The sequence below is a fragment of the Plasticicumulans lactativorans genome, from assembly GCF_004341245.1.
Lineage (GTDB): Bacteria > Pseudomonadota > Gammaproteobacteria > Competibacterales > Competibacteraceae > Plasticicumulans_A > Plasticicumulans_A lactativorans.
In genome coordinates, this window is record NZ_SLWY01000006.1 from 195,299 (window position 1) to 218,404 (window position 23,106).

Below are 23,106 nucleotides of genomic sequence, written 5' to 3' on the forward strand. Positions count from 1 at the left end.
GGGCGGACTCCGTGGAACGCGGGGGATGGCGCGGCGCGCGCATCCGCTTCGGGGCGCACCGGCCCGCCGGGCGGGCGCGGGCCGGTGCGGCTTCAGCCGGGCAGCTCGACCGGGCAGTTGTCGATCAGGCGCGCACGGCCGAGCCAGGCGGCGGCGAGGATGCGCAGGTGGCGGTCGGACGCGCCCGGCGCGGCGAGATCGTCGGCGCGACGCACCTGCACGTAGTCGGGCCGCAGCCCGGCCTCGTCGAGCGTTTCGGCGGCAGCGGTCTCGACCGCCGCGAAATTGCGCTCGCCCGCGCGCAGGCGCTCGGCGGCGGCCGAGAGGACGGCGTACAGCGTCGGCGCCAGCGCACGCTCCGCCGCCGACAGGTAGCCGTTGCGCGAGCTCATCGCCAGCCCGTCCGCCTCGCGCACCGTCGGCACGCCGACGATGTCGATCGGCATGTCGAGGTCGTCGGCCATGCGCCGGATCACCTGCAGCTGCTGCCAGTCCTTCTCGCCGAACAGCGCGATGTCGGGCTGCACCATGTTGAAGAGCTTGGCGACGACCGTGGTGACGCCGGTGAAATGCCCCGGCCGCGACTGGCCGCAGAGGGTGTCGGTGATGTGGGGTACCGCCACCTGGGTCATGCCGTCGAGCCCGCGCGGATAGACCTCGGTCACCGCCGGCGCGAACAGCACGTCGAGCTGCGCGGCGGCGAGCCGGGTGCGATCGGCGTCGAGCGTGCGCGGGTAGGCAGCGAAGTCCTCGCTGGGCCCGAACTGCATCGGGTTGACGAACACGCTCGCGATCGTGCGCGGCGCCAGTTCGCGCGCGCGCTCGACCAGCCGGATGTGGCCGGCGTGCAGGTTGCCCATCGTGGGAACGAGTGCGATGCGTTCGCCGGCGCGACGCCAGGCGGCAAGCGTCGCGCGCAGTTCGGCGATGCCGTGGATCAGTTGCATGTAACGGGGCTTCCTCGAACGTGACAGGAATGGCGCCCGTGGCGCCTCAGAAGGAGTGCTCGGGGGCCGGGAACTCGCCCTGCCGCACGGCGCGCACGTAGGCCTCGAGCGCGCCGCGCACGCCGCCCTCCTGGCCGGCGATGAAGTTGCGCGAGAACTTCGGCCGGTGCCCGAGGGTGATGTCGAGTATGTCGTAGACCACCAGCACCTGGCCGTCGCAGTCGACGCCCGCCCCGATGCCGATGGTCGGGATCTCGAGCGCTTCGCTGATGCGGGTGCCGAGCTCGGCCGGGATGCATTCGAGTACCAGCAGATCGGCGCCGGCGTCCTGCAGCGCGAGCGCATCGTCGAGCATGCGCCGGGCCGACACCTCGTCGCGCCCCTGCACCCGGTAGCCGCCGACCTTGTGCACCGACTGCGGCAGCAGGCCGAGGTGCGCGCAGACCGGCACGCCGTTGTGGCAGAGGGCGCGCACGAAGCCGAGCACCTCGCTGCCGCCCTCCAGCTTGACCATGCGCGCGCCGCCCTCCTGCATCAGCCGCGCGGCGTTGCGCAGGCCCTGGTCGAGCGTCGCGTAGCTCATGAACGGCAGGTCGGCGATCAGCAGCGGCAGGTGGCTGCCGCGGGCGACCATCGAGCAGTGGTAGACCATGTCGTCCACGCTGACCGGGACGGTGCTGTCGCGGCCCTGCACCACCATGCCGAGCGAGTCGCCGACGAGGATCACGTCCACCCCCGCCGCTTCCATCAGGCCGGCGAAGCTCGCGTCGTAGGCCGTGAGCACGACGATCTTCTCGCCGTTGGCCTTCATGCGGCGCAGGGTCGCAACCGTCACCGGCTTGCTGCGGATCGCTTCCGTATACATGGGTCGGGTTTCCTCAGGCCGCCGCGCGGGCGTCGGGCACACGCCCGGGCGCCGAGAGCGCCACGGTGTCTGCGTTTCGCGACGCCGCCGGTGTCGCGTGCGCCAGCGCGCCGAAGGGGCGCCGGCCGAGGTAATCGCGGGCCCAGTCGTCGACTTGGTTCGCTGAACGTTGGCGTTCCGACATGCTGACTACTCCAGGGGATCGAGGCGCCGGATGCCCGCACGCGGGCACCCGGCGAGAAGTCGTTGCAGCGTCCCGAGACCCGGGACGCACAGATCGGGCGCAAGGTCGGCCAAAGGATACAGGACGAAGGCGCGCTGATGCAGGCGCGGATGCGGAACGCACAGGGTCGGTTCGTCGACCACGGCGTCGCCGTACAGCAGCAGGTCGAGGTCGAGCGTCCGCGGCCCCCAGCGCACCTCGCGCGTGCGCCCGTGTCCGGCCTCGATCGCCTGCAGCTGCGCGAGCAGCGCGCCGGGCGCGAGCGCGGTATCGAGGGCGGCGACGGCATTGAGGTAGTCCGGCTGCCCCGGCGGCCCGCCCAGCGGGGCCGTCAGGTACAGCGGCGAGCGGCCGGCGAACGTGCTGTCCGGCAGCGCGACGAGCGCGGCGCAGGCGGCATCGAGCGCCGCACGCGGATCGCCGAGGTTGGCCCCGAGGCCGATGTAGGCCCGAACACGGCTCACGACGGATCAGGCTTCTGCGGGTCCGGTCGGCACGGCATCCTGGCGGCTGCGCCGCCGCCGCCGCGGCCGCTTGTTCGCGGACTCGGCCGCAGGGTGCGCCAGCGCTTCGCGCGCGGCCTCGTCGAGGCCGATGAAGCGCGCCCACCAGGCGGCGAGTTCGCGCACCGGCTCGCCCACCTCGGCGCGCAACTGCAGGAAGTCGAACGCCGCGCGGAAGCGCGGGTGCCCCGCCAGGCGCAGCGGCCGCTTGCCGGTGATGTCGTGCAGGCGCGGCTGCAGCGACCAGATCTCGCGCATCGGCAGCGCGTAGCGGCGCGGCAGCGCGGTGTGGCGCAGCTGCGCCTCGACCACCTCGTCGGCGGCCTGCTGTATCGCCTCGAACTCGCCGACGCCGTCGGCGACGTGACATTCGAAGCGCGCACGCACCGGCTCCCACAGCAGCGCGGCATACAGGAAGGCCGGCGTGACCGGCTTGTCGGCCTGCACGCGCTCGTCGGTGTTCTCCAGCGCGCGCACCACCAGCAGGCGCGGGAAACCGCTCGCCTCGCGCTTCAGGCAGCGGTCGGTGGCCGGGAACAGGTGGCGGAACAGGCCGTGCAGGCGCAGCAGCTCGAAGGTCTGCACCGCGTAGCCGCCCATGAAGAGCTTGAGCACCTCGTCGAACAGGCGCGCCGGCGGGATGTCGCGCAGCAGGTGCCCGAGGACGTGGATGGCCGCCTCGGTCTCGGCCTCCATGCGCATGCCGAGCTTCGCGGCGAAGCGCGCCGCCCGCAGCATCCGCACCGGGTCTTCGCGGTAGCGCTGTTCCGGGTCGCCGATCAGGCGGATCACGCCGGCCTCGAGGTCCGCCATGCCGCCGACGTAGTCGAGGACGGAGAAATCCTCGATGTCGTAGTACAGCGCGTTGATCGTGAAATCGCGCCGCCAGGCATCGTCCTCGATGGTGCCGTAGACGTTGTCGCTGAGGATGCGGCCGTCGTCGTCGGTGACCACGCCCTTGTCGTCGTCCTCATCGGCCGAGCTGTGCGCGCGAAAGGTCGCGACCTCGATGATCTCGTCGCCGAACTGCACGTGCGCGAGCCGGAAGCGCCGGCCGATCAGCCGGCAGTTGCGGAACAGCCGGTAGACCTCCTCGGGGTGCGCATCGGTGCCGACGTCGAAGTCCTTGGGTTCACGCCCGAGCAGCAGGTCCCGCACGCCCCCGCCCACCAGGCACGCGCGATAGCCGGCCGCGCGCAGGCGGTACATCACCTTCAGCGCATTGGGGCTGATGCGGGAACGCGAGATGCCATGATCGGAGCGGGGGATGACGGCAGGTGTGCCGGGGGCGAGGTTCGATTCCAATGGCGAGGTTCCGGACGGGCTCTTGTGCAATGCGAAAGAGTCCGTATACTACGCGCCGCATTCACCGGATACCAGCTTGCTCCCTTCGTCTAGTGGCCTAGGACACCGCCCTCTCACGGCGGGAACAGGGGTTCGAACCCCCTAGGGAGCGCCATCCGATCCCGGCATCCGGATCAGGCACCGCCTCTCCTCGCCGCACTCCGGCATCACCTCCCCATCGTCCTGCTGTCATGCCGTGCCGCGCCGGTGCGCGCGCGTATCCGCATTGGCGTGTCGCGGCCGGCAAGCTCGCATCGACTTCGCCTGCGCGCGGCGATCGCGCGCGGGCCGGCGGCGGGATGGCGCCGGCCCGCGTCGTCTGAATCGTCAGCCCGCCGGCAGCACGGTGGCGGCGTCGACGCGCTGCAGGCCGCGCGGCAGCGGATTGCCGCGGCGCCCGCGCTCGCCCTCGTAGGCGTCGAGGTCCGCGGGCTTGAGCGTCAGCGTGCGCTTGCCGCAGCCGAGCTGCAGGCTGCCGCCCGGCGGCAGGCAGGCGAGCGCGACCACGTGGTCCTCGCGCGCCGCGGCGGCCTCGCTGGCGATGCCGATCAGCTTGTTGCCCTTGCCCTTGGCGAGCTGCGGCAGGTCCGCGACCGGAAACACCAGCATGCGCCCGCCGCGGGTGACGACGGCCAGCCGCTCGCGTGCCGGATCGCCGATCCGCACCGGCACCAGCAGGCGCGCCGCGTCCGGCAGGCTCACCACCGCCTTGCCCGAGCGGTTGCGGCCGAGCAGGTCCTCGTAGCTGCAGACGAAGCCGTAGCCGGCATCCGACGCCAGCACGTAGCGCTCCTCGGGGGTGCCGAGCAGCACCGCGACGAAGCTCGCGCCGCTCGGCGGATCGAGCCGCCCGGTGAGCGGTTCGCCGTAGCCGCGCGCCGAGGCGAGGCCGTGGACCGGCAGCGCATAGGCGCGGCCGGTGTCGTCGAGGAACACCGCCTGCTGGTTGCTGCGCCCCGTCGCCTGCATCAGGAAGCCGTCGCCGGCCTTGTACGTGAGCCCGGCGCCGTCGACCTCGTGGCCCTTGCCGGCGCGCACCCAGCCCTTCTGCGACAGCACCACGGTGACGGGCTCGCTCGGCGTCAGCGCGGCCTCGTCCAGCGCCTGCGCCGCGCGGCGCTCGACCAGCCGCGAGCGCCGCGCATCGCCGTACCGGTCGGCGTCGGCGAGGATCTCGGCGCGGATCAGCGCGGTCAGGCGGGCGGCATCGCCGAGCAGCGCGTTGAGCTCGTCGCGTTCGCGCGCGAGTTCGTCCTGTTCGCCGCGGATCTTCATCTCTTCGAGCCGCGCGAGGTGGCGCAGCTTGGTTTCGAGGATGGCCTCGGCTTGGATCTCGGAGAGCTGGAAGCGCGCGATCAGGGCGGCCCTGGGCTCGTCCTCGAAGCGCACGATGCGGATCACCTCGTCGAGGTTCAGGTAGGCGATCAGCAGGCCTTCGAGGATGTGCAGCCGCGCCTCGACCTTCTCCAGCCGGAAGCGCAGGCGCCGGCGCACGGTGGCGCGGCGGAACGCCAGCCACTCGACGAGCATCTCGCGCAGGTTCTTCACCCGCGGGCGGCCGTCGAGCCCGATCACGTTGAGGTTGGCGCGCAGGCTGCGTTCGAGGTCGGTGGTGGCGAACAGGTGGTCCATCAGCGGCTCGACGTCGACGCGGTTCGAGCGCAGCACCAGCACCAGGCGGATCGGGTTCTCGTGGTCGGATTCGTCGCGCAGATCCTCGACCATCGGCAGCTTCTTGGCCTGCATCTGCGCGGCGATCTGCTCCAGCACCTTGGCGCCCGAGGCCTGGTACGGCAGCTCGGTGATGACGATCTCGTCGCCGCCGCGCTCGTACTCGTAGCGTGCCCGCACGCGGATCGAGCCGTTGCCACTGGCGTAGAGCCGGACGAGGTCCTCGCGCGGGGTGACGATCTCGCCGCCGGTGGGGTAGTCCGGGCCCTGCACGTGGGCGCAGAGGGCTTCCAGCGGGGCGTCGGGCGCATCGAGCAGCGCCACGCAGGCGTGCGCGACCTCGCGCAGGTTGTGCGGCGGGATGTCGGTGGCCATGCCCACGGCGATGCCGGTGGTGCCGTTCAGCAGCACGTTGGGCAGGCGCGCGGGCAGCAGCAGCGGCTCCTCCAGCGTGCCGTCGAAGTTCGGCGCCCAGTCCACCGTGCCCTGGCCGAGCTCGGCGAGCAGGGTCTGCGCGTAGGGCGCGAGGCGCGCCTCGGTGTAGCGCATCGCGGCGAAGCTCTTGGGGTCGTCGATCGAGCCCCAGTTGCCCTGCCCGTCCACCAGCGGGTAGCGGTAGCTGAACGGCTGCGCCATCAGCACCATGGCCTCGTAGCAGGCGCTGTCGCCGTGCGGGTGGTACTTGCCGAGCACGTCGCCGACGGTGCGCGCGCTCTTCTTGTGCTTGGCGGCGGCGGACAGGCCGAGCTCGCTCATCGCGTAGACGATCCGCCGCTGCACCGGCTTGAGGCCGTCGCCGAGGTGCGGCAGCGCGCGGTCGAGGATCACGTACATCGAGTAGTCGAGGTAGGCCTTCTCGGTGAAGGTCCTGAGCGGCAGGCGCTCGGTGTGTTCGGCGGCGATCGGGGTCGGTTCGGGCATCGGGGCTCGGAATCAGCGGCGAAGGGGGGCGGCGGCGGTCGGGACGGGCACGGCGGGCGGCGCGGGCCGCTCACACCTCGGCGAGGTTGCCCTTGTCCTCCAGCCAGTTCTTGCGGTCGCCGGCGCGCTTCTTGGCGAGCAGCATGTCGAGCATCGCCGGGGTGTCGTCGTCGGGCTCGACGGTCAGCTGCACCAGCCGGCGGGTATCGGGCGCCATCGTGGTCTCGCGCAGCTGTATCGGGTTCATCTCGCCGAGGCCCTTGAAGCGGGTGACGGCGACCTTGCCCTTCTTCTTCTCGGCGGCGATGCGATCCAGCACGCCGGTCTTCTCGGCCTCGTCGAGCGCGTAGTAGACGTCCTTGCCGACGTCGATGCGGTACAGCGGCGGCATCGCGACGAACACGTGCCCGGCCTCGACCAGCGGGCGGAAATGCCGTGTGAACAGCGCGCACAGCAGCGTGGCGATGTGCAGACCGTCGGAGTCGGCGTCGGCGAGGATGCACACCTTGCCGTAGCGCAGGCCGGCGAGCTCGGTGCAGCCGGGGTCGACGCCGATGGCGACGGCGATGTCGTGCACTTCCTGCGAGGCCATCACCTCGCCCGAGTCGACCTCCCAGGTGTTGAGGATCTTGCCGCGCAGCGGCATCACCGCCTGGAACTCGCGGTCGCGCGCCTGCTTGGCGGAGCCGCCGGCCGAGTCGCCCTCGACCAGGAACAGCTCGGTGCGCGCGAGGTCCTGCGCCGCGCAGTCGGCGAGCTTGCCGGGCAGCGCCGGGCCGGCGGTGACCTTCTTGCGCACCACCTTCTTCGCCGCGCGCAGGCGCCGGCCGGCGTTGGACAGCGCGAAGGCGGCGATCCTCTCGGCCTGCTCGACGTGCTGGTTGAGCCACAGGCTGAAGGCGTCCTTGACCACGCCGCCGACGAACACCGCGCATTCGCGCGACGACAGGCGCTCCTTGGTCTGCCCGGAGAACTGCGGCTCCTGCAGCTTCGCCGAGAGCACGTAGGCACAGCCCTCCCAGACGTCCTCCGGCGCCAGGCGCACGCCGCGCGGCAGCAGGTTGCGGAACTCGCAGAACTCGCGCACGGCCTCGGTCAGGCCGGTGCGCAGGCCGTTGACGTGGGTGCCGCCCTGCGCGGTGGGGATCAGGTTGACGTAGCTCTCGGCCACGCCCTCGCCGCCCTCGGTGAGCCAGGTGACGGCCCATTCGACCGCCTCGTGCTCGCCTTCGAGGCGCCCGACGAAGGGCGGATCGGGCGTCAGCGGCGCCTCGCCGAGCGCCTCGCCGAGGTAGTCGGTGAGGCCGTCCTGGTAGCACCACTCGACGCGCTCGTTCGCCGCCTCGTCGAAGAAGCTCACCCGCAGCCCCGGGCACAGCACCGCCTTGGCGCGCAGCACGTGGCGCAGCCGCGGCACCGAGAACTTCGGCGTGTCGAAGTACTGCGGGTCGGGCCAGAAGCGCACCGTGGTACCGGTCTCGCGCTTCGGCCGCGTGCCGACGACGGCGAGGTCGGAACGCTTGTCGCCGCCGGCGAAGGCCATGTGGTACTCGTGCCCGCCGCGGCGCACCCACACCTCGAGCTGCCGCGACAGCGCGTTGACCACCGACACGCCGACCCCGTGCAGGCCGCCCGAGAAACGGTAGGCCTGGTTCGAGAACTTGCCGCCCGCGTGCAGCCGCGTGAGGATCAGCTCGACGCCGGGAATGCCCTCCTCCGGGTGCAGGTCCACCGGCATGCCGCGGCCGTCGTCGGCGACCGCGAGCGAGCCGTCGGCGTAGACGCTGACCTCGATGCGGGTCGCGTGCCCGGCGATCGCCTCGTCGACGGCGTTGTCGATCACCTCCTGCGCCAGGTGATTCGGTCGCGAGGTGTCGGTATACATGCCCGGGCGCTTGCGCACCGGGTCCAGCCCGCTCAGGACCTCGATCGCGGACGCGTCGTAAGCCGTGGTCATCGTGTTCCTGTCCGAGGTGTGCGTGTGAGAGGGATCGCCCCGCGGCAGACGCCGCGGCGGCGCGAGTGTAACCCCTGCGCCGGAGAAGCCGGAGATGTCCCGCCTGCTGGAGGCGCTGCACCGTCGTGCCCGTCCTGCCGCGCCCGCGCCGTGCGACGGCAACGCGGTCGAGATCGTGTTCGACGGCGACGCCTACTTCGAGCGCCTGTGGGCCGACATCGACGCCGCCACGCGGCGCGTGTGGCTGGAAGTCTATCTGCTCGAGCCCGACGCGGTCGGGCGGGCGACCCTCGCCCGCCTCGCCGCCGCCGCCGCGCGCGGCTGCGACGTGCTGCTGGTGTACGACGCCGTCGGCTCCGCCACGCTCGCCGAGGCGCATCTCGCCGCGCTGCGCGCCGCCGGCGGGCGCTGCTACCGCTTCAACCCGGTGTGGCCGTGGCGCGCGCACGGCCCGTGGCTGTTCCGCGACCACCGCAAGCTCGCGCTGATCGACGCGGACATCGCCTGGCTCGGCGGCCGCAACGTCGGCCGCCGCTATGCCGGCGCCCGCCTCGGCGACACCCCGTTCCGCGACACCCAGGTGCGCCTGCGCGGACCGGCGGTCACGCAGCTGGCGCAGGCCCTCGCCGAAACCCTCGCCGAACTCGGCGCCGCACCGCCACCCGCGCCCCTGGCGGCGGCGGCGGCCGGCACGGTGCGGGTGGAGGTGCTGTGCGCCAATGCCCGCCGCCAGCGCCTGCACCTGCAGACGCGGCTGCGCCAGGCGATCACCCTCGCCCGCCAGCGCTGCTGGCTCACCACGCCCTACCCGGTGCCATCGCGGCGCCTGCTGCGGGCCCTGGCGCGCCGCGCGCGTGCCGGCGTCGACGTGCGCCTGCTCGCGCCGGCGCGCTCCGACGTGCGCCTGGTCGACCTCGCGCGCGGCTTCGTGGTGCGCAAGCTCGCCGCCGCGGGCGTGCGCCTGTACGCCTACCCTGCGCCGCTGCACGCCAAGACGCTGCTGGTCGACGAGGCGTTCGCCGCGGTCGGCTCGTTCAACATGGACGCCTTCACCAGTGCCCACAACCTGGAGATCGGGCTCGCCGTGTACGACGCCGGCGTCACCGACACCCTGGCCCGGCAGTTCCTCGACGACCTCGCGCAGGCGCGCCCGCTGCAGCCGCGACCGCGGCCGCCGGGCCCGTGGCAGCGCCTGCTCGAATGGCTCGCCTATCGCGTGCTCGCGCTGCGCGTACCCTGGCGCGCGCGTCCGCGGCCGCTGCCGCCGGCAAATTGACCACCCCTGCGCCCGGCGCTACCGTACCGCTCCTTTTCCGGCAGGCGGCGACACCATGGCGAGCAAGAAGGCGGCCGTTCCCGATCTCGAGACGGCCCTGACCGAACTCGAGACGCTGGTCGAGACCCTCGAGCGCGGCGACCTCGGCCTGGAGGACGCCCTCAAGCAGTTCGAGCGCGGCATGGAGCTCTCGCGCGTCTGCCAGGTGGCGCTCGCCAGCGCCGAGCAGCGCGTCGAGCTCCTGCAGAACCGCGCCGGCGAGGAGGCCCTGGTGCCCTTCGGCGCGCCGGCACAGGACTGAGCGCGATGTCGAGCGAACGCATCCAGGCCTTCCAGGCCCGCGCCGAACAGGCGCTGGAAGCCCGCCTGCCGGCCGCCGGCACGCTGCCCTGCCGCCTCCACGAGGCGATGCGCTACGCCACCCTCGGCGGCGGCAAGCGCGTGCGACCGGTGCTCGTCTACGCCGCCGGCGAGGCGGTGGGCGTGCCGGCCGAGGCACTCGACGCCCCCGCCTGTGCCGTCGAGTTCATCCATGCCTATTCGCTGGTGCACGACGACCTGCCGGCGATGGACGACGACGACCTGCGCCGCGGCCAGCCGACCTGCCACCGCGCCTTCGACGAGGCCACCGCGATCCTCGCCGGCGACGCCCTGCAGACGCTCGCCTTCCAGGTGCTCGCCACCGATACCGCGGCACAGGTGGATGCGGCGCGGCGCCTGCGCATGGTGGAGCTGCTCGCGCGCGCCTCCGGCTCGCGCGGCATGGCCGGCGGGCAGGCGATCGACATGGGCGCGGTGGGGCGCGAGCTGTCACTCGCCGAGCTGGAGAACATGCACATCCACAAGACCGGTGCGCTGATCCGCGCCTCGGTGCTGCTCGGCGCGCTGTGCCAGCCGCAGGTGGCCGACGCCGATCTCGACCGCCTCGACCACTACGCCAAGTGCATCGGCCTCGCCTTCCAGATCCGCGACGACATCCTCGACGTGGTCGGCGACACCGCGACGATCGGCAAGACCCAGGGCGCCGACCTCGCGCTGAACAAGCCGACCTACCCGTCGCTGCTCGGCCTCGACGGCGCCCGCGAGCACGCCCGGGCGCTCTACGAGGCGGCGCTCGCCAGCCTCGAACCGCTGGGTGCGCGCGCCGACACGCTGCGCACCATCGCCACCTGGATCGTCGATCGCGCGCGCTGAGTGCCGGGGATCGGATTGCAGGGGCCGGCGGGCACCCCGATAATCGCGCTCCTTCACGACCACGCGACCCGCCCATGACCCCCGTGAGCGTCTACCCCCTGCTGGAGAGCGTCGACAGTCCTGCCGACCTGCGCCGGCTGCCGGAATCCAGCCTGGTGTCACTGGCGGACGAGCTGCGCGACTTCCTGATCCAGTCGGTGGCGAAGACCGGCGGACACTTCTCGGCCAACCTCGGCACCGTCGAGCTCACCGTCGCCCTGCACTACGTGTTCAACACCCCCGAGGACCGCCTGGTCTGGGACGTCGGGCACCAGAGCTACCCGCACAAGATCCTCACCGGCCGGCGCGCGCGCATGGGGAGCCTGCGCCGCAAGTGCGGGCTCGCCGGGTTCCCGAAGCGCTGCGAGAGCCCCTACGACACCTTCGGCGTCGGCCACTCGAGCACCTCGATCAGCGCCGCGCAGGGCATGGCGATCGCCGCGGCGGCCACCGGCAGCCCGCGCAAGACCGTCGCGGTGATCGGCGACGGCGCGATGACCGCCGGCATGGCCTTCGAGGCCCTGAACCACGCCGGGCACCTGAAGACCGACATGCTCGTGGTGCTGAACGACAACGAGATGTCGATCTCGCCGAACGTCGGCGCGCTGTCCTCGTACCTGACCCGGCTGCTCACCGGGCCGCTGTACTCGACGGTGCGCGAAGGCGGCAAGCGCATCCTCTCGCACATGCCGCACGGCATGTGGGAGATGGCCAAGCGCGCCGAGGAGCACGCCAAGGGACTGGTGACGCCGGGCACGCTGTTCGAGGAGCTGGGCTTCAACTACTTCGGCCCGATCGACGGCCACGACCTGCCGACGCTGGTGCAGACGCTGCGCAACCTGCGCGACCTCAAGGGGCCGCGGCTGCTGCACGTGATCACCCGCAAGGGCAAGGGCTACAAGCTCGCCGAGACGGAGCCCGTCACCTATCACGGCGTCGGCACCTTCGACCCCACGCGCGGCATCGCGGCCGCCAAGGCCGGCGGCGGCCCCACCTACACGCAGGTGTTCGGCGACTGGCTCTGCGACATGGCGGCGGCGGACCCGCGGCTGATGGGCATCACGCCGGCGATGCGCGAGGGTTCGGGGCTGGTGGAGTTCTCCGAACGCTTCCCGGAGCGCTACTTCGACGTCGGCATCGCCGAGCAGCACGCGCTGACGCTCGCCGCCGGCATGGCCTGCGACGGCCTCAAGCCGGTGGTCGCGATCTACTCGACCTTCCTGCAGCGCGCCTACGACCAGCTCATCCACGACGTGGCGATCCAGAACCTGCCGGTGCTCTTCGCCGTCGACCGCGCCGGCCTGGTCGGCCCCGACGGCCCGACCCACGCCGGCAGCTTCGACCTGTCGTACCTGCGCTGCCTCCCGAACCTGGTGGTGATGGCGCCGGCCGACGAGAACGAATGCCGGCAGATGCTCTACACCGGCTTCCAGCTCGATCAGCCGAGCGTGGTGCGCTATCCGCGCGGCAAGGGTCCTGGCGTCGCCCCGGTCGAGACGATGCAGGCACTGCCGATCGGCCGCGCCGAACGGCGTCGCCAGGGGCGCGGCACCGCCCTGCTCGCCTTCGGCGCCCTGGTGCCGGTGGCCGAAGCGGTCGGCGAGCGGATCGACGCGACCGTGGTCAACATGCGCTTCGTCAAGCCGCTCGACGTCGACACCGTCCTCGCGCTCGCCGACACGCACGAGCGGCTGGTGACGCTCGAGGACAACGCGATCGCCGGGGGCGCCGGCAGCGCCGTCAACGAGTGCCTGGCGGCACACGGCCGCACGCCCCGCGTGCTCAACCTCGGCCTGCCCGACCGCTTCCTCGACCACGGCGAGCGCGGCGAACTGCTCGCCGAGTGCGGCCTGGACGTCGCCGGCGTGCTCGCGGCGCTGGAAGCGCCATAGGCCGTGGCAATAGGCGCGATAGCCACATCGAATTGTCTACATTGTTGCATCGCAGTATTATCCAACTGAAGCAGTCGGAAATACACCGATGCTGGGCGTGCTTGTCGGCGCAGGCCGAAACTTTCGTACAGGTTTCCTCCTCCGAAGCGCTGGGTTCGCCGCTGCGACTCTCAATGCCGGGGCGACAGGTACGGCGGCATGGCGCTCGCCCCGCCAGCCATGCGGCGCCCCGCGCGCCCAGTGAGGAATGACCCAATGACCAAACCCAACCCCATCGTGGTAGACACCGTGACGGCCATCCCCGACGTGCAGAGCAGTGCCGACACCCGTCGCATCCCGATCAACAAGGTGGGCATCAAGGACATCCGCCACCCCGTGAAGGTCAAGGACCGCACCGGGCGCGAGCAGCACACGATCGCGAACTTCAACATGTACGTGGACCTGCCGCACAACTTCAAGGGCACGCACATGTCGCGCTTCGTGGCGATTCTCAACAGCCACGAAGACGAGATCACCGTCGAGTCCTTCAAGATCATGCTCGCCGAGATGACCGAGCGGCTCGAAGCCGGCACCGGCCACATCGAGATGAGCTTCCCGTACTTCGTGAACAAGGCCGCCCCCGTCAGCGGCGTGCGCAGCCTGCTCGACTACGAGGTGTCGTTCATCGGCATGATCAGCGAGGGCAAGACCAGCATGAACGTCAAGGTCGTGGTACCGGTGACGTCGCTGTGCCCGTGTTCGAAGGAGATCTCGCGCTACGGCGCCCACAACCAGCGCTCGCACGTCACCGTGAACGCCCGCGTGCGCGGCTTCGTCTGGATCGAGGAGTTGATCGACCTGGTCGAGAACGAGGCCTCGTGCCAGCTCTACGGCCTGCTGAAGCGCCCCGACGAGAAGTACGTCACCGAACGGGCGTACGAGAATCCGAAGTTCGTCGAGGACATGGTGCGGGACATCGCCGCACACCTGAATGCCGACGAGCGTATCGAGGCTTACGCGGTGGAGTCGGAGAACTTCGAGTCCATCCACAACCACTCGGCCTACGCGCTGATCGAGCACGACAAGACCACGCACCCGGCCTGAGCGCCCCCGGCGGCGCACCCCGGCAGACGGCGGGCAGCACAAGCCCGCCGTCTGCATTTCGGGCCCGCTCAGCCGAGCAGGCGCCCCGCGGTCTGCAGCAGATCGAGCAGGTCGAACACCCGCGCGACGTAGGCGTCACGGATCGCCAGACCGGCCTCGCCGCCGTCGAGCGTGCGCTCGAGCGCATCCACCAGTTTGTGCAGGCGGCGCTCGTGCAATCCCAGCGCCTGCTGCACCGGGTCGGTGAGCACCCCCGAGAAGGCCGCGACGACGCCGAGCACGGCGATCAGCCCGCCGGTCGTCGCCGCCAGCAGCCCCACCGACGCCGAGGTCGGGAACACGCCGTAGTAGAGCGCGCCCAGCGTCGGGCCGAGGGCGAACTGGGCCACGGCGATCTGCTTCGCCAGGCTGCCGGCGACGGCACTGCCCATCGCCAGCGCGCCGGGCGTGAAGCCCTGGAACGCGGCGGCGCCGACCGCGAGGTTGATCAGCGCCGTCGACAGCTCCGCCGCCGCGGTGCGGGAGTGCGTGTACTGGCGCAGGTAGGCCTCCAGCCGGCCACGAAAGCCTTCGCGCTGCGCGGCGGTGGCGATCCCGGCGAACGCCGCGCCGAACAGCGCCGCGACCTCCGGCTCGGCGAGGATGGCCTCGAACAGCGCGTCGCGCTCGCACTGGCGCTCGCCCTGGCGGAACGGCAGCTCCAGCCACCCGGCGTACAGCCGCCATTCGAGCTCGCGTTCGACGTCGGTGCGCAGCCCCGCTGGCAGGCGCTCCAGCCGCTCCGCCACCTGCTGCGCCCCCGCGCGCCGCGACAGCGCCGCGGCACCGCGCGTCAGCAGGTAGGGGGCAGCCCACAGCACGTTGACCGGCACCCGCAGCAGGTCGCGGCCGAGGGCGTGGCGGTGCAGCCGCGCCGCGCCGGCCCAGCCGAACTGCGCGGCGGCGAAGGCCGGGATGCGTGCGCGCCGCTCGGCGATGTAGCGCTGCGTCGCGCGGGTGACGGCGGCGGCCAGCGCGGCGTGGCCGGGGTTCACGGTGCGTTCAGACGGCGGGGGGCTCGTCGTCGAAGCCGACGCTCTGCTCCACGAGGTAGGTGGGACGTCCCTTCAGCTCCTCGTAGATCTTGGCGATGTACTCGCCGACGATGCCGAGGCTGATCATGATGAAACTGCCGAGGATCAGCATCGTGAACTCGAGCGTCAGGAAGCCGGCGGCGTTGTTGCCGAGGACCCACGAGATCAGCGCATCGGTGCCGACGATCGCGGCGAAGACCAGCGTCACCAGACCGAGCAGCGTGACGATGCGCAGCGGCGCGCTGGTGAAGGACAGGATCGCCGTGGTCGCCAGGCTGATCAGCCCGAGCAGCGACCACTTGCCGGTGCCCGCCGCCCGCGGCGCGACGTTGAACGGCACGCTCGCCTGCGCGAAGCCGATCCACTGCGCCAGGCCGCGGTAGAAACGTCCGCGCTCCGGCAGGCGCTCGATCAGCACGTCGACCGCGGTGCGGTCGAGCAGCTTGAAGTCGGAGGCATTCTGCAGGTCGATGCGGCCGAAACGGCTGAGGAGCCCGTTGAACACGCGCGCCCGCCAGCGCGCCGTACCGGTGTCGGTGGAACGGTCGCGCTTGACCGCGTGCACCACCCTGGCGCCGTCGCGCCACAGTCGCAGCAGGTCGGGAATCACGCCCGGCGGGTGCTGCAGGTCGGCGTCTATCGTGATCACCGCCTTGCCGCGCGCCGCGCGCAGGCCGGCGAGCAGGGCCGCCTCCTTGCCGAAATTGCGGCTGAAGCGCAGGCCCCGCACCCAGGCCCAGCGCTGCGCGGCCTCCTGCACTTCGGCGAAGGTGTCGTCGCGCGAACCGTCGTCGACGACGATCAGCTCGAAGGTCACCCCGCAGGCGCGCAGCACCCCGGCGATGGTTTCGAGGGCGCGGCGGATGCCTTCGCCTTCGTTGTGCGCGGGCAGCACCACGCTGACCAGGGGCACTTCCCCGGCCGCCGGACGCTTGCCGGGGCCGGTATCGAGTACTTCGAGCAAGACCATGGAGGAGTCACCAGCGCCCCGGATCGAGGTCACGGTAGCCGCAGGGCACGATGCCCTGCTCGGCACACCACGCTCGCAGACCGGGGGCACACAGGGTTTGGCGTTCGAGCGTCCAAGCGTGATAGGTGCGCAGATGCGGGGCGTCAAGTTCCGTGGCGTCGTCGTCGCCCGGATGGCACATCAGTTCGTAGACACCGCCCGCCGCGAGCCCACCGAGCGCCCGCCGCACCGCCGCCTCGTCGAGGCGGCCACTGGCCGCGAGACCGAGAAACCGGGGTTCCGCGGCATCGGGCACCCGCATGGACACCAGACCGAGCGCAAGGTTGCGCAGCCACCCCTGCATGCCCTGCCATTCGGGACGCACGCGGCGCAGGTGGGGAATGCCGAACTCGTCGCCGAGGGCCCGCGCCACCCGCCACAGCGCCGGCCACATGTGCACGTGCTCGTGCGAGTTCAGGAAGCACAGCCGCAGCCCGGCGGCGCGGCAGCGCTCGATCTGCGCGCGCCACTCGGCGGCCACCCGATCCAGCGGCCAGCGACCGCTGGCGAGCGCCGCGAGCGCCGCGAACTTGCCGTCGAAGGCGCCGTCGCGCAGCCCGGGCGCCGCGGCCAGCGCCGCCGTCAGCGGCCGCCCCAGGCTCAGGTTGAGATGCACGCCGAGATCGAGCTCCGGCGCCTGCGCGAGCCAGGCGACGGTTTCGTCGAAGCGCGGGCCGTTCGCCATCACCCCGGTCGCGGTGACCAGCCCGTCGCGGTGGCAGGCGAGGATGCCGCGGCTCACGCAGGCGAAGTAGCCGTAGTCGTCGGCGTTGACGATCACCCGGATCGACGGCTTCATGCCTGCGTCCGGCGCCGGCCCGTCGCGCTCATGCCGGAACCCCGCACACCGGGCAGTGCGCGTGCTTCGGCACCCGCACCTCCTGCCATTCCATGTCGCGCGCGTCGAGCAGCAGCAGGCGGCCGTCGAGGGTGTCGCCGGCGCCGGTGATCAGCTTGATCACCTCCACCGCCTGCATCGCCCCGATGATGCCGACCACCGGTGCGAGCACGCCGGACTGCGAGCAGGTCTCGTCGGGTTCCCCGTCACCGCGGTAGAGGCAGCGATAGCAGGCGCCGTCGGGGCGATCGGGGCGCACCACCATCACCTGCCCTTCCAGGCGAATCGCCGCCCCGATCACCAGCGGCCGCCGCGCGCGGACGCAGGCGGCGTTGAGCGCGAAGCGCGTGGCGAGGTTGTCGGTGGCATCCACCACGACGTCGGCGCCGCGGACCGCCTCGGCGAGCGCCTCGTCCTGCAGGGCGTGGGGCACCGTCGTCACCGTCACGCCCGGGTTCAGCGCGAGCAGGGCGTCACGTGCCGACTCGACCTTCGGCCGGCCGATGTCGGCGGTGCGGTGGATGATCTGCCGCTGCAGGTTCGACAGGTCGACGCGGTCGAAGTCGACCAGTGTCAGGCGTCCGACGCCGGCCGCCGCCAGGTACATCGCCGCCGGCGAGCCCAGGCCACCGAGGCCGACGAGCAGCACGTGCGCCGCGCACAGGCGCTCCTGGCCCTCGATGTCGATCTCCGGGAGCATGATCTGGCGGCTGTAGCGCAGCAGGTCGTCGTCGTTCATCGCGTGCGCCGGTCCTTCACAGGGGCGGGGCCGCCACGCCGTGCGCCCGCGCACGATAGCGCTGCCCCCGCCGATAAGCCATCGCGCGACACCCGCCCGCGGCGCGGGTGGTCGCCGAAAAAACCGAGGCGGACCGCGAGGTCCGCCTCCTTCACATCATCGCCGCGCCGGCAGGGCCGGCAGCGGCCGCCTCACGCCACGATCAGCTTGCGCTTCACGTAGCTGCCGGGGGCATCCTCGATCGGCGCGAGTTCGCCCGCGCCGACCACGCGGGCCGGCACCTGCTCGCCGGCGTAGGCACGCACCCACTCCAGCCAGTTCGGCCACCACGAACCGCCGCTCTGCCGGGCACCGGCGTACCAGGCATCGGGCCCGGCCGGCAGCTCCGCGTTCTCCCAGTAGCAGTACTTGCCGCCCACCGGCGGGTTGATCACCCCGGCGATGTGCCCCGAGCCGCCGAGCACGAACTTGACCGGCCCGCCGAACAGGCGGGTGCCGGCGTAGGTCGACTTCCACGGCGCGATGTGGTCCTCGATCGCCGAAATGAAGTACGCGGGCGTCTGCGCCTTGCGCAGGTCGATCGGCGTGTCGGCCAGCGTGATGCCCCCGGGCTCGCGCAGCAGGTTCTTCTGGTACATGTTGCGCAGGTAGAAGCTGTGCATCTTCGCCGGCATGCGCGTGGAGTCGCTGTTCCAGTACAGCAGGTCGAACGGGAACGGGTCCTTGCCGAGCAGGTAGTTGTTGATGAAGAACGACCAGATCAGGTCGTTCGCCCGCAGCATGCTGAAGGTCCCGGCCATCTCGCTGCCGTCGAGGAAGCCCTGGCGCTCCATGCGCTTCTCGAGCATCGAGATCTGCTCCTCGTCGATGAACACCTCGAGCTCGCCCGGCTGATCGAAGTCGAGCATCGTCGTGAAGTAGGTGGCCGAGGCGATGCGCGTGTCCTTCCTTGCCGCCAGGTAGCCGACCGTGCTCGCGAGCAGCGTGCCGCCGAGGCAGTAGCCGACGGCATTGACCTCCTGCTCGCCGGTCGCCTTCGCGATGGCGTCGAGCGCGGCCAGCGTGCCCTCGGTCAGGTAGTTCTCGAAGTTCTTCTCGGCCAGCGTGACGTCGGGGTTGACCCAGGAGATCACGAACACCGTGAAGCCCTGGTCCACCCACCACTTGATGAAGCTGTTCTTCTCGCGCAGGTCGAGGATGTAGAACTTGTTGATCCACGGCGGCACGATCAGCAGCGGCTTCTGGAACACCGTCTCGGTCGACGGCGCGTACTGCAGCAGTTGCATCAGCTCGTTCTGGAACACGACCTTGCCGGGGGTCGCGGCGATGTTGACCCCGGGCTGGAAGGCCTCGAGGTCGGTCATGCGGATGTTGAGGCTGCCCTTGCCGCGCTCCAGGTCGTCGAGCAGGTTCGACAGCCCCTTCAGCAGGTTCTCGCCACCGGTCTCGATGGTCGCGCGCAGCACTTCCGGATTGGTGATCGGGAAGTTGGTCGGCGACAGGGCATCGACGAACTGGCGGGTGTAGAACTCGATCTTCTTCTTGGTCTTCTCGTCCATGCCCTCGATGCCGGCGACGGTGCTCTGCACCCACTGCGCCGACAGCAGGTAGGCCTGCTTGATGTAATCGAAGAGAGCGTTCTGTTCCCAGTCGTCGTGCTTGAAGCGCTTGTCGGAGCGCGTCGACAGCGCCGCCGAATTGGCGTTCTGGCCGAAGAACACCGCCGAGGTCCCCTGCGTCCACAGGTTCACGTAGACCTTCCAGAGGTCGATCTGCGCCTCGACGAGCTTGCCCGGGTTGGCGAGCAGGCGCCGCGTCATCTCCAGGAAGGCGCTGCCGAGGCTCGGATTCTCGACCAGCGCGAGGGCCCCGCCGGCGCTCTGGCGTTGGAGAAAGTCAGCCACCAGGCGCTGGCTCTGCTCAGCGATCTTCGTTACCGCTTTGGACACTTCGACCGGGTCGGGCATTTTGATCTCGGGGGCTTGCGCTTCGGCCATTGTGGGTTTCCTTCGAACCTTCGCGTTCAATCGGTGGGCGCGTGCCGCCGCGCCCTCATGAGGCGCGGCGAGATTAGGCACGGGGGCTCGCGCCGGTCAATTCACCCGCGCCACACCGCGAAAATGAAAAGGCCGCCCGGCTAACCCGGGCGGCCCTTGATCGGATGAGCCTCGGCCACCCGCGGCCGGCTTACTTCTTGGCGACGAGCGCCTTCAGCTCTTCCAGGCTCTCGTTGACGCGGGCGTTGATCAGCGCGAAGGCTTCGGCGTTCGACTTGTTGACCAGCTCGGCGAGCTCGCGGGCGTTCGCCAGCGCCTTCTCGAAGGCTTCCTTGGTCAGCGCGGCCTGCTTGGCGCTCAGCTCCTGCGGGTTGCTCGACAGCGAGGTGAGCTCCTTGGCGACCGAGTTGGCCTCGGCGATGGCCTGCGACAGGATCTCGGCCTGACGCTTGGCGACGGCCTGCACGCCGGCGAGGGCGACTTTGTTCGCCTCGGTCAGCGCTTCGATGTTCTTGCGCTGGCTGGCGACGATCGCCTCGACGTCGACGCCGGGGAGCTTCAGATCACCGAGCACCTTGCTGACGTCGAAGTTGGCGAATTCGGCAAAGGGATTCTGGGCCATGATCACTTCCTCGCATGTTGATGGTTTTTGAAGATTTGGTGCGCTGCACCATTGGAGTCGCATCATGCCTCCGCAGGGGGGCGCTGTCAACGCTTTCCTATTGCAATGCAGCAATACCGGTCGCGCCGGGGCACGACGCGCGCATCATGCGCCGCCCCGCGCCCTGGCGCACCCCCCGATCGAACCCCGGCGACCGTGCCGACAGGCCGCCCGCGTCAGTCGGCGAGGCTCTTGGCGGCGATCTCGTAGACGTCGGGTGACAGCCCCGGCCGGGCGACGATGCGTTCGAGTTCGGCGCGCATCAGCCCCTGGCGCAGCGGTTCGAACTGCCGCCAGCGCGTCATCGCGCCGAGCAGGCGCGCGGCGATCTGCGGATTGAGCGGATCGAGCGTGAGCACCTGCTCGGCGAGGAACGCGTAGCCGCTGCCGTCGGCCGCATGGAAGCGCACCGGATTGGCGTTGGCGAACGCGCCGATCAGCGCGCGCACCTTGTTGGGGTTGCGGATCGAGAACGCCGGGTGTTCGAGCAGCCCGCGCACGTGCGCGAGCGTGTCGGGGTGGCGCGAAGCCGCCTGCAGCGTGAACCACTTGTCGACGACCAGCGGCGCGTGCTGCCAGCGCGCGTAGAACGCGGCGAGCGCGGAACTGCGGGCCGGGCTCGTGCTGTCGACCAGGGAGGCCAGGGCGGCGAGCTGCTCGGTCATGTTGTCGGCGGCCGCGAACTGCGCCTCGGCGAGCGCGTGCATGGCCGGCTGGTCGAGCGCGACCAGGTAATCGAGGCAGCGGTTGCGCAGGGCCCGCCGGCCGCTCGCGGCGCCGTCCAGCCGGTAGGGGCCGCGCGGCGCGAGCGCCGCGTAGCGCGCCGCGAGCGCCCCGGCCAGCGCGGCGGCGACGCTGCGGCGCAGGAACTCGCGGGCGGCGAAGATCGCCTCGGGGTCGATCACCGCCACCTGCTCGGCCAGGTAGGCCTCGGATGGCAGCGTCAGGATCTGGTCGACCAGCGCCGGGTCGGCCCCGTCGTCGGCGAGCACGCGGCCGAAGGCCTCGATCAGCGCCGTCGGCGCGGCCCAGGCGAGGTCGCGCGCGCGCTCGTCGAGCAGCCGCAGCACCGTGCACACCGCGAGCTGCTGCGCGGCCTCCCAGCGGTTGAAGGGATCGCGGTCGTGGGCGAGGAGGAACAGCAGCTCGTCCTCGGCATATGCGGCGTCGAGCTTGACCGGCGCCGAGAAGCCGCGCAGCAGCGACGGCACCGGCGGCTCGGCGACGTCCTCGAACACGAAACGCTGCTCGGCCGCGGTCAGTTCGAGTACGCGCGAGGTGGCGACGGGCGCCGCCTCGCCGTGCAGGCGCAGCGGCAGTTCGCGCCCGTCGCGCGCGAGCAGGCCCAGCGCCACCGGGATGTGGAACGGCGCCTTCTCCGGCTGCCCGGGTGTGGCCGGGCAGTGCTGCGTGAGTGTCAGCGTGTAGCGGCGGCTCGTCGCATCGTGCGTGCCGCGCGCCATCACCACCGGGGTGCCGGCCTGCTGGTACCAGCGCATGAACTGGCCGAGGTCGCGTCCGTTGGCATCGGCCATCGCCGCGCGGAAATCCTCGCAGGTCACCGCCTGCCCGTCGTGGCGCGCGAAGTACAGGTCCATGCCCTTGCGGAAGCCCTCGCGCCCGAGCAGCGTCTGGTACATGCGCACCACCTCGGCGCCCTTCTCGTACACCGTCACCGTGTAGAAGTTGTTGATCTCGATGTACGACTCGGGGCGCACCGGGTGCGCGAGCGGGCCGGCGTCCTGCGGGAACTGCAGCGCGCGCAGGTTGCGCACGTCGTCGATGCGCGCCACCGCCGCCGAGTTCAGGTCGGCGGTGAACTCCTGGTCGCGGAACACGGTGAGCCCTTCCTTCAGCGACAGCTGGAACCAGTCGCGGCAGGTCACGCGGTTGCCGGTCCAGTTGTGGAAGTACTCGTGGGCGATCACGCTCTCGATGCCGAGGTAGTCGGCATCGGTGGCGGTTTCGGGGCTCGCCAGCACGTACTTGGTGTTGAAGACGTTGAGCCCCTTGTTCTCCATCGCCCCCATGTTGAAGTCGCCGACCGCGACGATCATGTAGATGTCGAGGTCGTACTCCAGGCCGAAACGCTCCTCGTCCCAGCGCATCGCCTTCTGCAGCGACGCCATCGCGTGCCCGCACTGCCCGACGTTGGCGTGCTCGGTGTAGATCTCCAGCGCCACGCTGCGGCCCGAGGCCGTCGTGTAGGTGTCGCGCACGCAGCCGAGGTCGCCGGCGACCAGCGCGAACAGGTACGCCGGCTTGCGGAACGGGTCCTCCCAGGTCACCCAGTGGCGGCCGTCGTCGTACTCGCCGCGCGCCACCGGGTTGCCGTTCGACAGCAGCACCGGGTAGCGCGCCCGCTCGGCGACGATGGTGGTGGTGAAGCGCGCCATCACGTCGGGGCGGTCGAGGTAATAGGTGATCTTGCGGAAGCCCTCCGCCTCGCACTGCGTGCAGAAGTTGCCCGAGGACTGGTAGAGCCCTTCCAGCGCGGTGTTGCTCTGCGGATGGATGCGCGTGTCGATGCGCAGCACGCAGGCTTCCGGCACGCCGGGCAGCGTCAGGTGCTCGTCGTCGCAGCGGTAGCGCTCGGCGCCGAGCGGCACGCCGTCGAGCCAGACGCCGAGCAGTTCGAGGCCCTGGCCGTCCAGCACCAGCGGGCGGGCGCCGGCGTGGTTGCGCCGCAGCGCGAGTTCGGCGCTGACCGTGGTGCCGGTCTCGCCGAGTTCGAAGCGCAGGGCGACGGTATCGATCAGGTAGTCGGGCGGCGCGTAGTCCGCGAGGCGGACGGTGCGGGGGGCGGCGGGGGTGGCGGCGGACAGGTCGGCCATCATGCGAGGACTCCGGTACGGGCAGGGGCTGTGACGGTGG

Annotated in this window: 19 protein-coding genes and 1 tRNA gene; 6 read left to right on the top strand and 14 right to left on the bottom strand. The window is 71.1% G+C overall.

The genetic code is table 11. The features are described 5' to 3' along the window. Positions 1-92: 92 nt before the first annotated feature. Genes panC through pcnB form a run of 5 tightly spaced genes read right to left on the bottom strand, consistent with a single transcriptional unit; the run spans position 93 to position 3,843 of the window. Entirely contained in the window at positions 93-947 is an 855-nt protein-coding gene (gene panC, locus EV699_RS06650; RefSeq protein WP_132540398.1) for a pantoate--beta-alanine ligase, read from the bottom strand. A gap of 46 nt (positions 948-993) precedes the next feature. After that, positions 994-1,812 carry a 3-methyl-2-oxobutanoate hydroxymethyltransferase gene (panB, locus tag EV699_RS06655; RefSeq protein WP_207922997.1) on the bottom strand — a complete coding sequence of 273 codons (819 nt, stop codon included), beginning with the start codon at positions 1,810-1,812 and terminating at the stop codon, positions 994-996. Positions 1,813-1,825: 13 nt separating this feature from the next. Further along, complete coding sequence (locus tag EV699_RS19885) at positions 1,826-1,996, bottom strand: hypothetical protein (RefSeq protein WP_165904059.1); 171 nt, start codon at positions 1,994-1,996, stop codon at positions 1,826-1,828. A gap of 5 nt (positions 1,997-2,001) precedes the next feature. After that, the gene (gene folK, locus EV699_RS06660) at positions 2,002-2,499 is read right to left on the bottom strand and encodes a 2-amino-4-hydroxy-6-hydroxymethyldihydropteridine diphosphokinase (protein WP_132540401.1); all 498 of its coding nucleotides are present in this window, start codon (positions 2,497-2,499) and stop codon (positions 2,002-2,004) included. Positions 2,500-2,505: 6 nt separating this feature from the next. Next, positions 2,506-3,843: a polynucleotide adenylyltransferase PcnB gene (pcnB, locus tag EV699_RS06665; protein WP_132540404.1), complete on the bottom strand. Its 1,338-nt coding sequence runs from the start codon at positions 3,841-3,843 to the stop codon at positions 2,506-2,508. 78 nt (positions 3,844-3,921) lie between these two features. Between pcnB and EV699_RS06670 the strand changes: the two genes are divergently transcribed. Then, a tRNA-Glu gene (locus EV699_RS06670) sits at positions 3,922-3,997 on the top strand. Between the two features lie 212 nt (positions 3,998-4,209). Here EV699_RS06670 and parC read toward each other — a convergent pair. Beyond that, positions 4,210-6,474: a DNA topoisomerase IV subunit A gene (gene parC / locus EV699_RS06675; RefSeq protein ID WP_132540407.1), complete on the bottom strand. Its 2,265-nt coding sequence runs from the start codon at positions 6,472-6,474 to the stop codon at positions 4,210-4,212. Between the two features lie 70 nt (positions 6,475-6,544). Beyond that, the gene (gene parE / locus EV699_RS06680; protein WP_132540410.1) at positions 6,545-8,431 is read right to left on the bottom strand and encodes a DNA topoisomerase IV subunit B; all 1,887 of its coding nucleotides are present in this window, start codon (positions 8,429-8,431) and stop codon (positions 6,545-6,547) included. A gap of 94 nt (positions 8,432-8,525) precedes the next feature. On the opposite strand from parE, the gene EV699_RS06685 reads away from it, so the two are divergent. The 5 genes from EV699_RS06685 to folE2 all read left to right on the top strand — a co-directional run bounded on the left by EV699_RS06685 (position 8,526) and on the right by folE2 (position 13,915). After that, positions 8,526-9,707: a phospholipase D-like domain-containing protein gene (locus EV699_RS06685; protein ID WP_132540413.1), complete on the top strand. Its 1,182-nt coding sequence runs from the start codon at positions 8,526-8,528 to the stop codon at positions 9,705-9,707. A 55-nt stretch (positions 9,708-9,762) separates the two neighbouring features. Beyond that, positions 9,763-10,008, top strand: coding sequence for an exodeoxyribonuclease VII small subunit (locus EV699_RS06690; protein ID WP_132540416.1), 246 nt, complete (start codon positions 9,763-9,765; stop codon positions 10,006-10,008). 5 nt (positions 10,009-10,013) lie between these two features. Further along, positions 10,014-10,901, top strand: a complete 888-nt coding sequence (ispA, locus tag EV699_RS06695; RefSeq protein ID WP_132540419.1) for a (2E,6E)-farnesyl diphosphate synthase — start codon at positions 10,014-10,016, stop codon at positions 10,899-10,901. 74 nt (positions 10,902-10,975) lie between these two features. Then, entirely contained in the window at positions 10,976-12,832 is a 1,857-nt protein-coding gene (dxs, locus tag EV699_RS06700; protein ID WP_132540422.1) for a 1-deoxy-D-xylulose-5-phosphate synthase, read from the top strand. Between the two features lie 255 nt (positions 12,833-13,087). Further along, the gene (gene folE2, locus EV699_RS06705) at positions 13,088-13,915 is read left to right on the top strand and encodes a GTP cyclohydrolase FolE2 (protein ID WP_132540424.1); all 828 of its coding nucleotides are present in this window, start codon (positions 13,088-13,090) and stop codon (positions 13,913-13,915) included. 68 nt (positions 13,916-13,983) lie between these two features. Here folE2 and EV699_RS06710 read toward each other — a convergent pair whose 3' ends face one another. The 7 genes from EV699_RS06710 to pepN all read right to left on the bottom strand — a co-directional run bounded on the left by EV699_RS06710 (position 13,984) and on the right by pepN (position 23,069). Then, the gene (locus EV699_RS06710) at positions 13,984-14,949 is read right to left on the bottom strand and encodes a DUF6635 family protein (RefSeq protein ID WP_132540427.1); all 966 of its coding nucleotides are present in this window, start codon (positions 14,947-14,949) and stop codon (positions 13,984-13,986) included. A 7-nt stretch (positions 14,950-14,956) separates the two neighbouring features. After that, a complete protein-coding gene (locus tag EV699_RS06715; RefSeq protein WP_132540430.1) occupies positions 14,957-15,958 on the bottom strand; it encodes a glycosyltransferase family 2 protein in 1,002 nt (333 codons plus the stop codon). Positions 15,959-15,965: 7 nt separating this feature from the next. Beyond that, positions 15,966-16,796, bottom strand: a complete 831-nt coding sequence (locus tag EV699_RS06720; protein WP_132540433.1) for a carbohydrate deacetylase — start codon at positions 16,794-16,796, stop codon at positions 15,966-15,968. A gap of 28 nt (positions 16,797-16,824) precedes the next feature. Next, complete coding sequence (locus EV699_RS06725; protein ID WP_132540436.1) at positions 16,825-17,574, bottom strand: HesA/MoeB/ThiF family protein; 750 nt, start codon at positions 17,572-17,574, stop codon at positions 16,825-16,827. Between the two features lie 191 nt (positions 17,575-17,765). Continuing rightward, positions 17,766-19,571 carry a PHA/PHB synthase family protein gene (locus tag EV699_RS06730; RefSeq protein ID WP_132540439.1) on the bottom strand — a complete coding sequence of 602 codons (1,806 nt, stop codon included), beginning with the start codon at positions 19,569-19,571 and terminating at the stop codon, positions 17,766-17,768. 190 nt (positions 19,572-19,761) lie between these two features. After that, the gene (locus EV699_RS06735; protein WP_132540442.1) at positions 19,762-20,193 is read right to left on the bottom strand and encodes a phasin family protein; all 432 of its coding nucleotides are present in this window, start codon (positions 20,191-20,193) and stop codon (positions 19,762-19,764) included. Positions 20,194-20,408: 215 nt separating this feature from the next. Beyond that, positions 20,409-23,069, bottom strand: a complete 2,661-nt coding sequence (gene pepN, locus EV699_RS06740; protein WP_424450024.1) for an aminopeptidase N — start codon at positions 23,067-23,069, stop codon at positions 20,409-20,411. Positions 23,070-23,106: the final 37 nt, after the last annotated feature.

Bases quoted from the DNA above. Each gene is read 5' to 3' on its own strand.
- panC (WP_132540398.1), bottom strand. From the start codon at position 947: ATGCAACTGATCCACGGCATCGCCGAACTGCGCGCGACGCTTGCCGCC.
- panB (WP_207922997.1), bottom strand. From the start codon at position 1,812: ATGTATACGGAAGCGATCCGCAGCAAGCCGGTGACGGTTGCGACCCTG.
- EV699_RS19885 (WP_165904059.1), bottom strand. From the start codon at position 1,996: ATGTCGGAACGCCAACGTTCAGCGAACCAAGTCGACGACTGGGCCCGC.
- parC (WP_132540407.1), bottom strand. From the start codon at position 6,474: ATGCCCGAACCGACCCCGATCGCCGCCGAACACACCGAGCGCCTGCCG.
- parE (WP_132540410.1), bottom strand. From the start codon at position 8,431: ATGACCACGGCTTACGACGCGTCCGCGATCGAGGTCCTGAGCGGGCTG.
- EV699_RS06685 (WP_132540413.1), top strand. From the start codon at position 8,526: ATGTCCCGCCTGCTGGAGGCGCTGCACCGTCGTGCCCGTCCTGCCGCG.
- EV699_RS06690 (WP_132540416.1), top strand. From the start codon at position 9,763: ATGGCGAGCAAGAAGGCGGCCGTTCCCGATCTCGAGACGGCCCTGACC.
- ispA (WP_132540419.1), top strand. From the start codon at position 10,014: ATGTCGAGCGAACGCATCCAGGCCTTCCAGGCCCGCGCCGAACAGGCG.
- dxs (WP_132540422.1), top strand. From the start codon at position 10,976: ATGACCCCCGTGAGCGTCTACCCCCTGCTGGAGAGCGTCGACAGTCCT.
- folE2 (WP_132540424.1), top strand. From the start codon at position 13,088: ATGACCAAACCCAACCCCATCGTGGTAGACACCGTGACGGCCATCCCC.
- EV699_RS06715 (WP_132540430.1), bottom strand. From the start codon at position 15,958: ATGGTCTTGCTCGAAGTACTCGATACCGGCCCCGGCAAGCGTCCGGCG.
- EV699_RS06720 (WP_132540433.1), bottom strand. From the start codon at position 16,796: ATGAAGCCGTCGATCCGGGTGATCGTCAACGCCGACGACTACGGCTAC.
- EV699_RS06725 (WP_132540436.1), bottom strand. From the start codon at position 17,574: ATGAACGACGACGACCTGCTGCGCTACAGCCGCCAGATCATGCTCCCG.
- EV699_RS06730 (WP_132540439.1), bottom strand. From the start codon at position 19,571: ATGGCCGAAGCGCAAGCCCCCGAGATCAAAATGCCCGACCCGGTCGAA.
- EV699_RS06735 (WP_132540442.1), bottom strand. From the start codon at position 20,193: ATGGCCCAGAATCCCTTTGCCGAATTCGCCAACTTCGACGTCAGCAAG.
- pepN (WP_424450024.1), bottom strand. From the start codon at position 23,069: ATGATGGCCGACCTGTCCGCCGCCACCCCCGCCGCCCCCCGCACCGTC.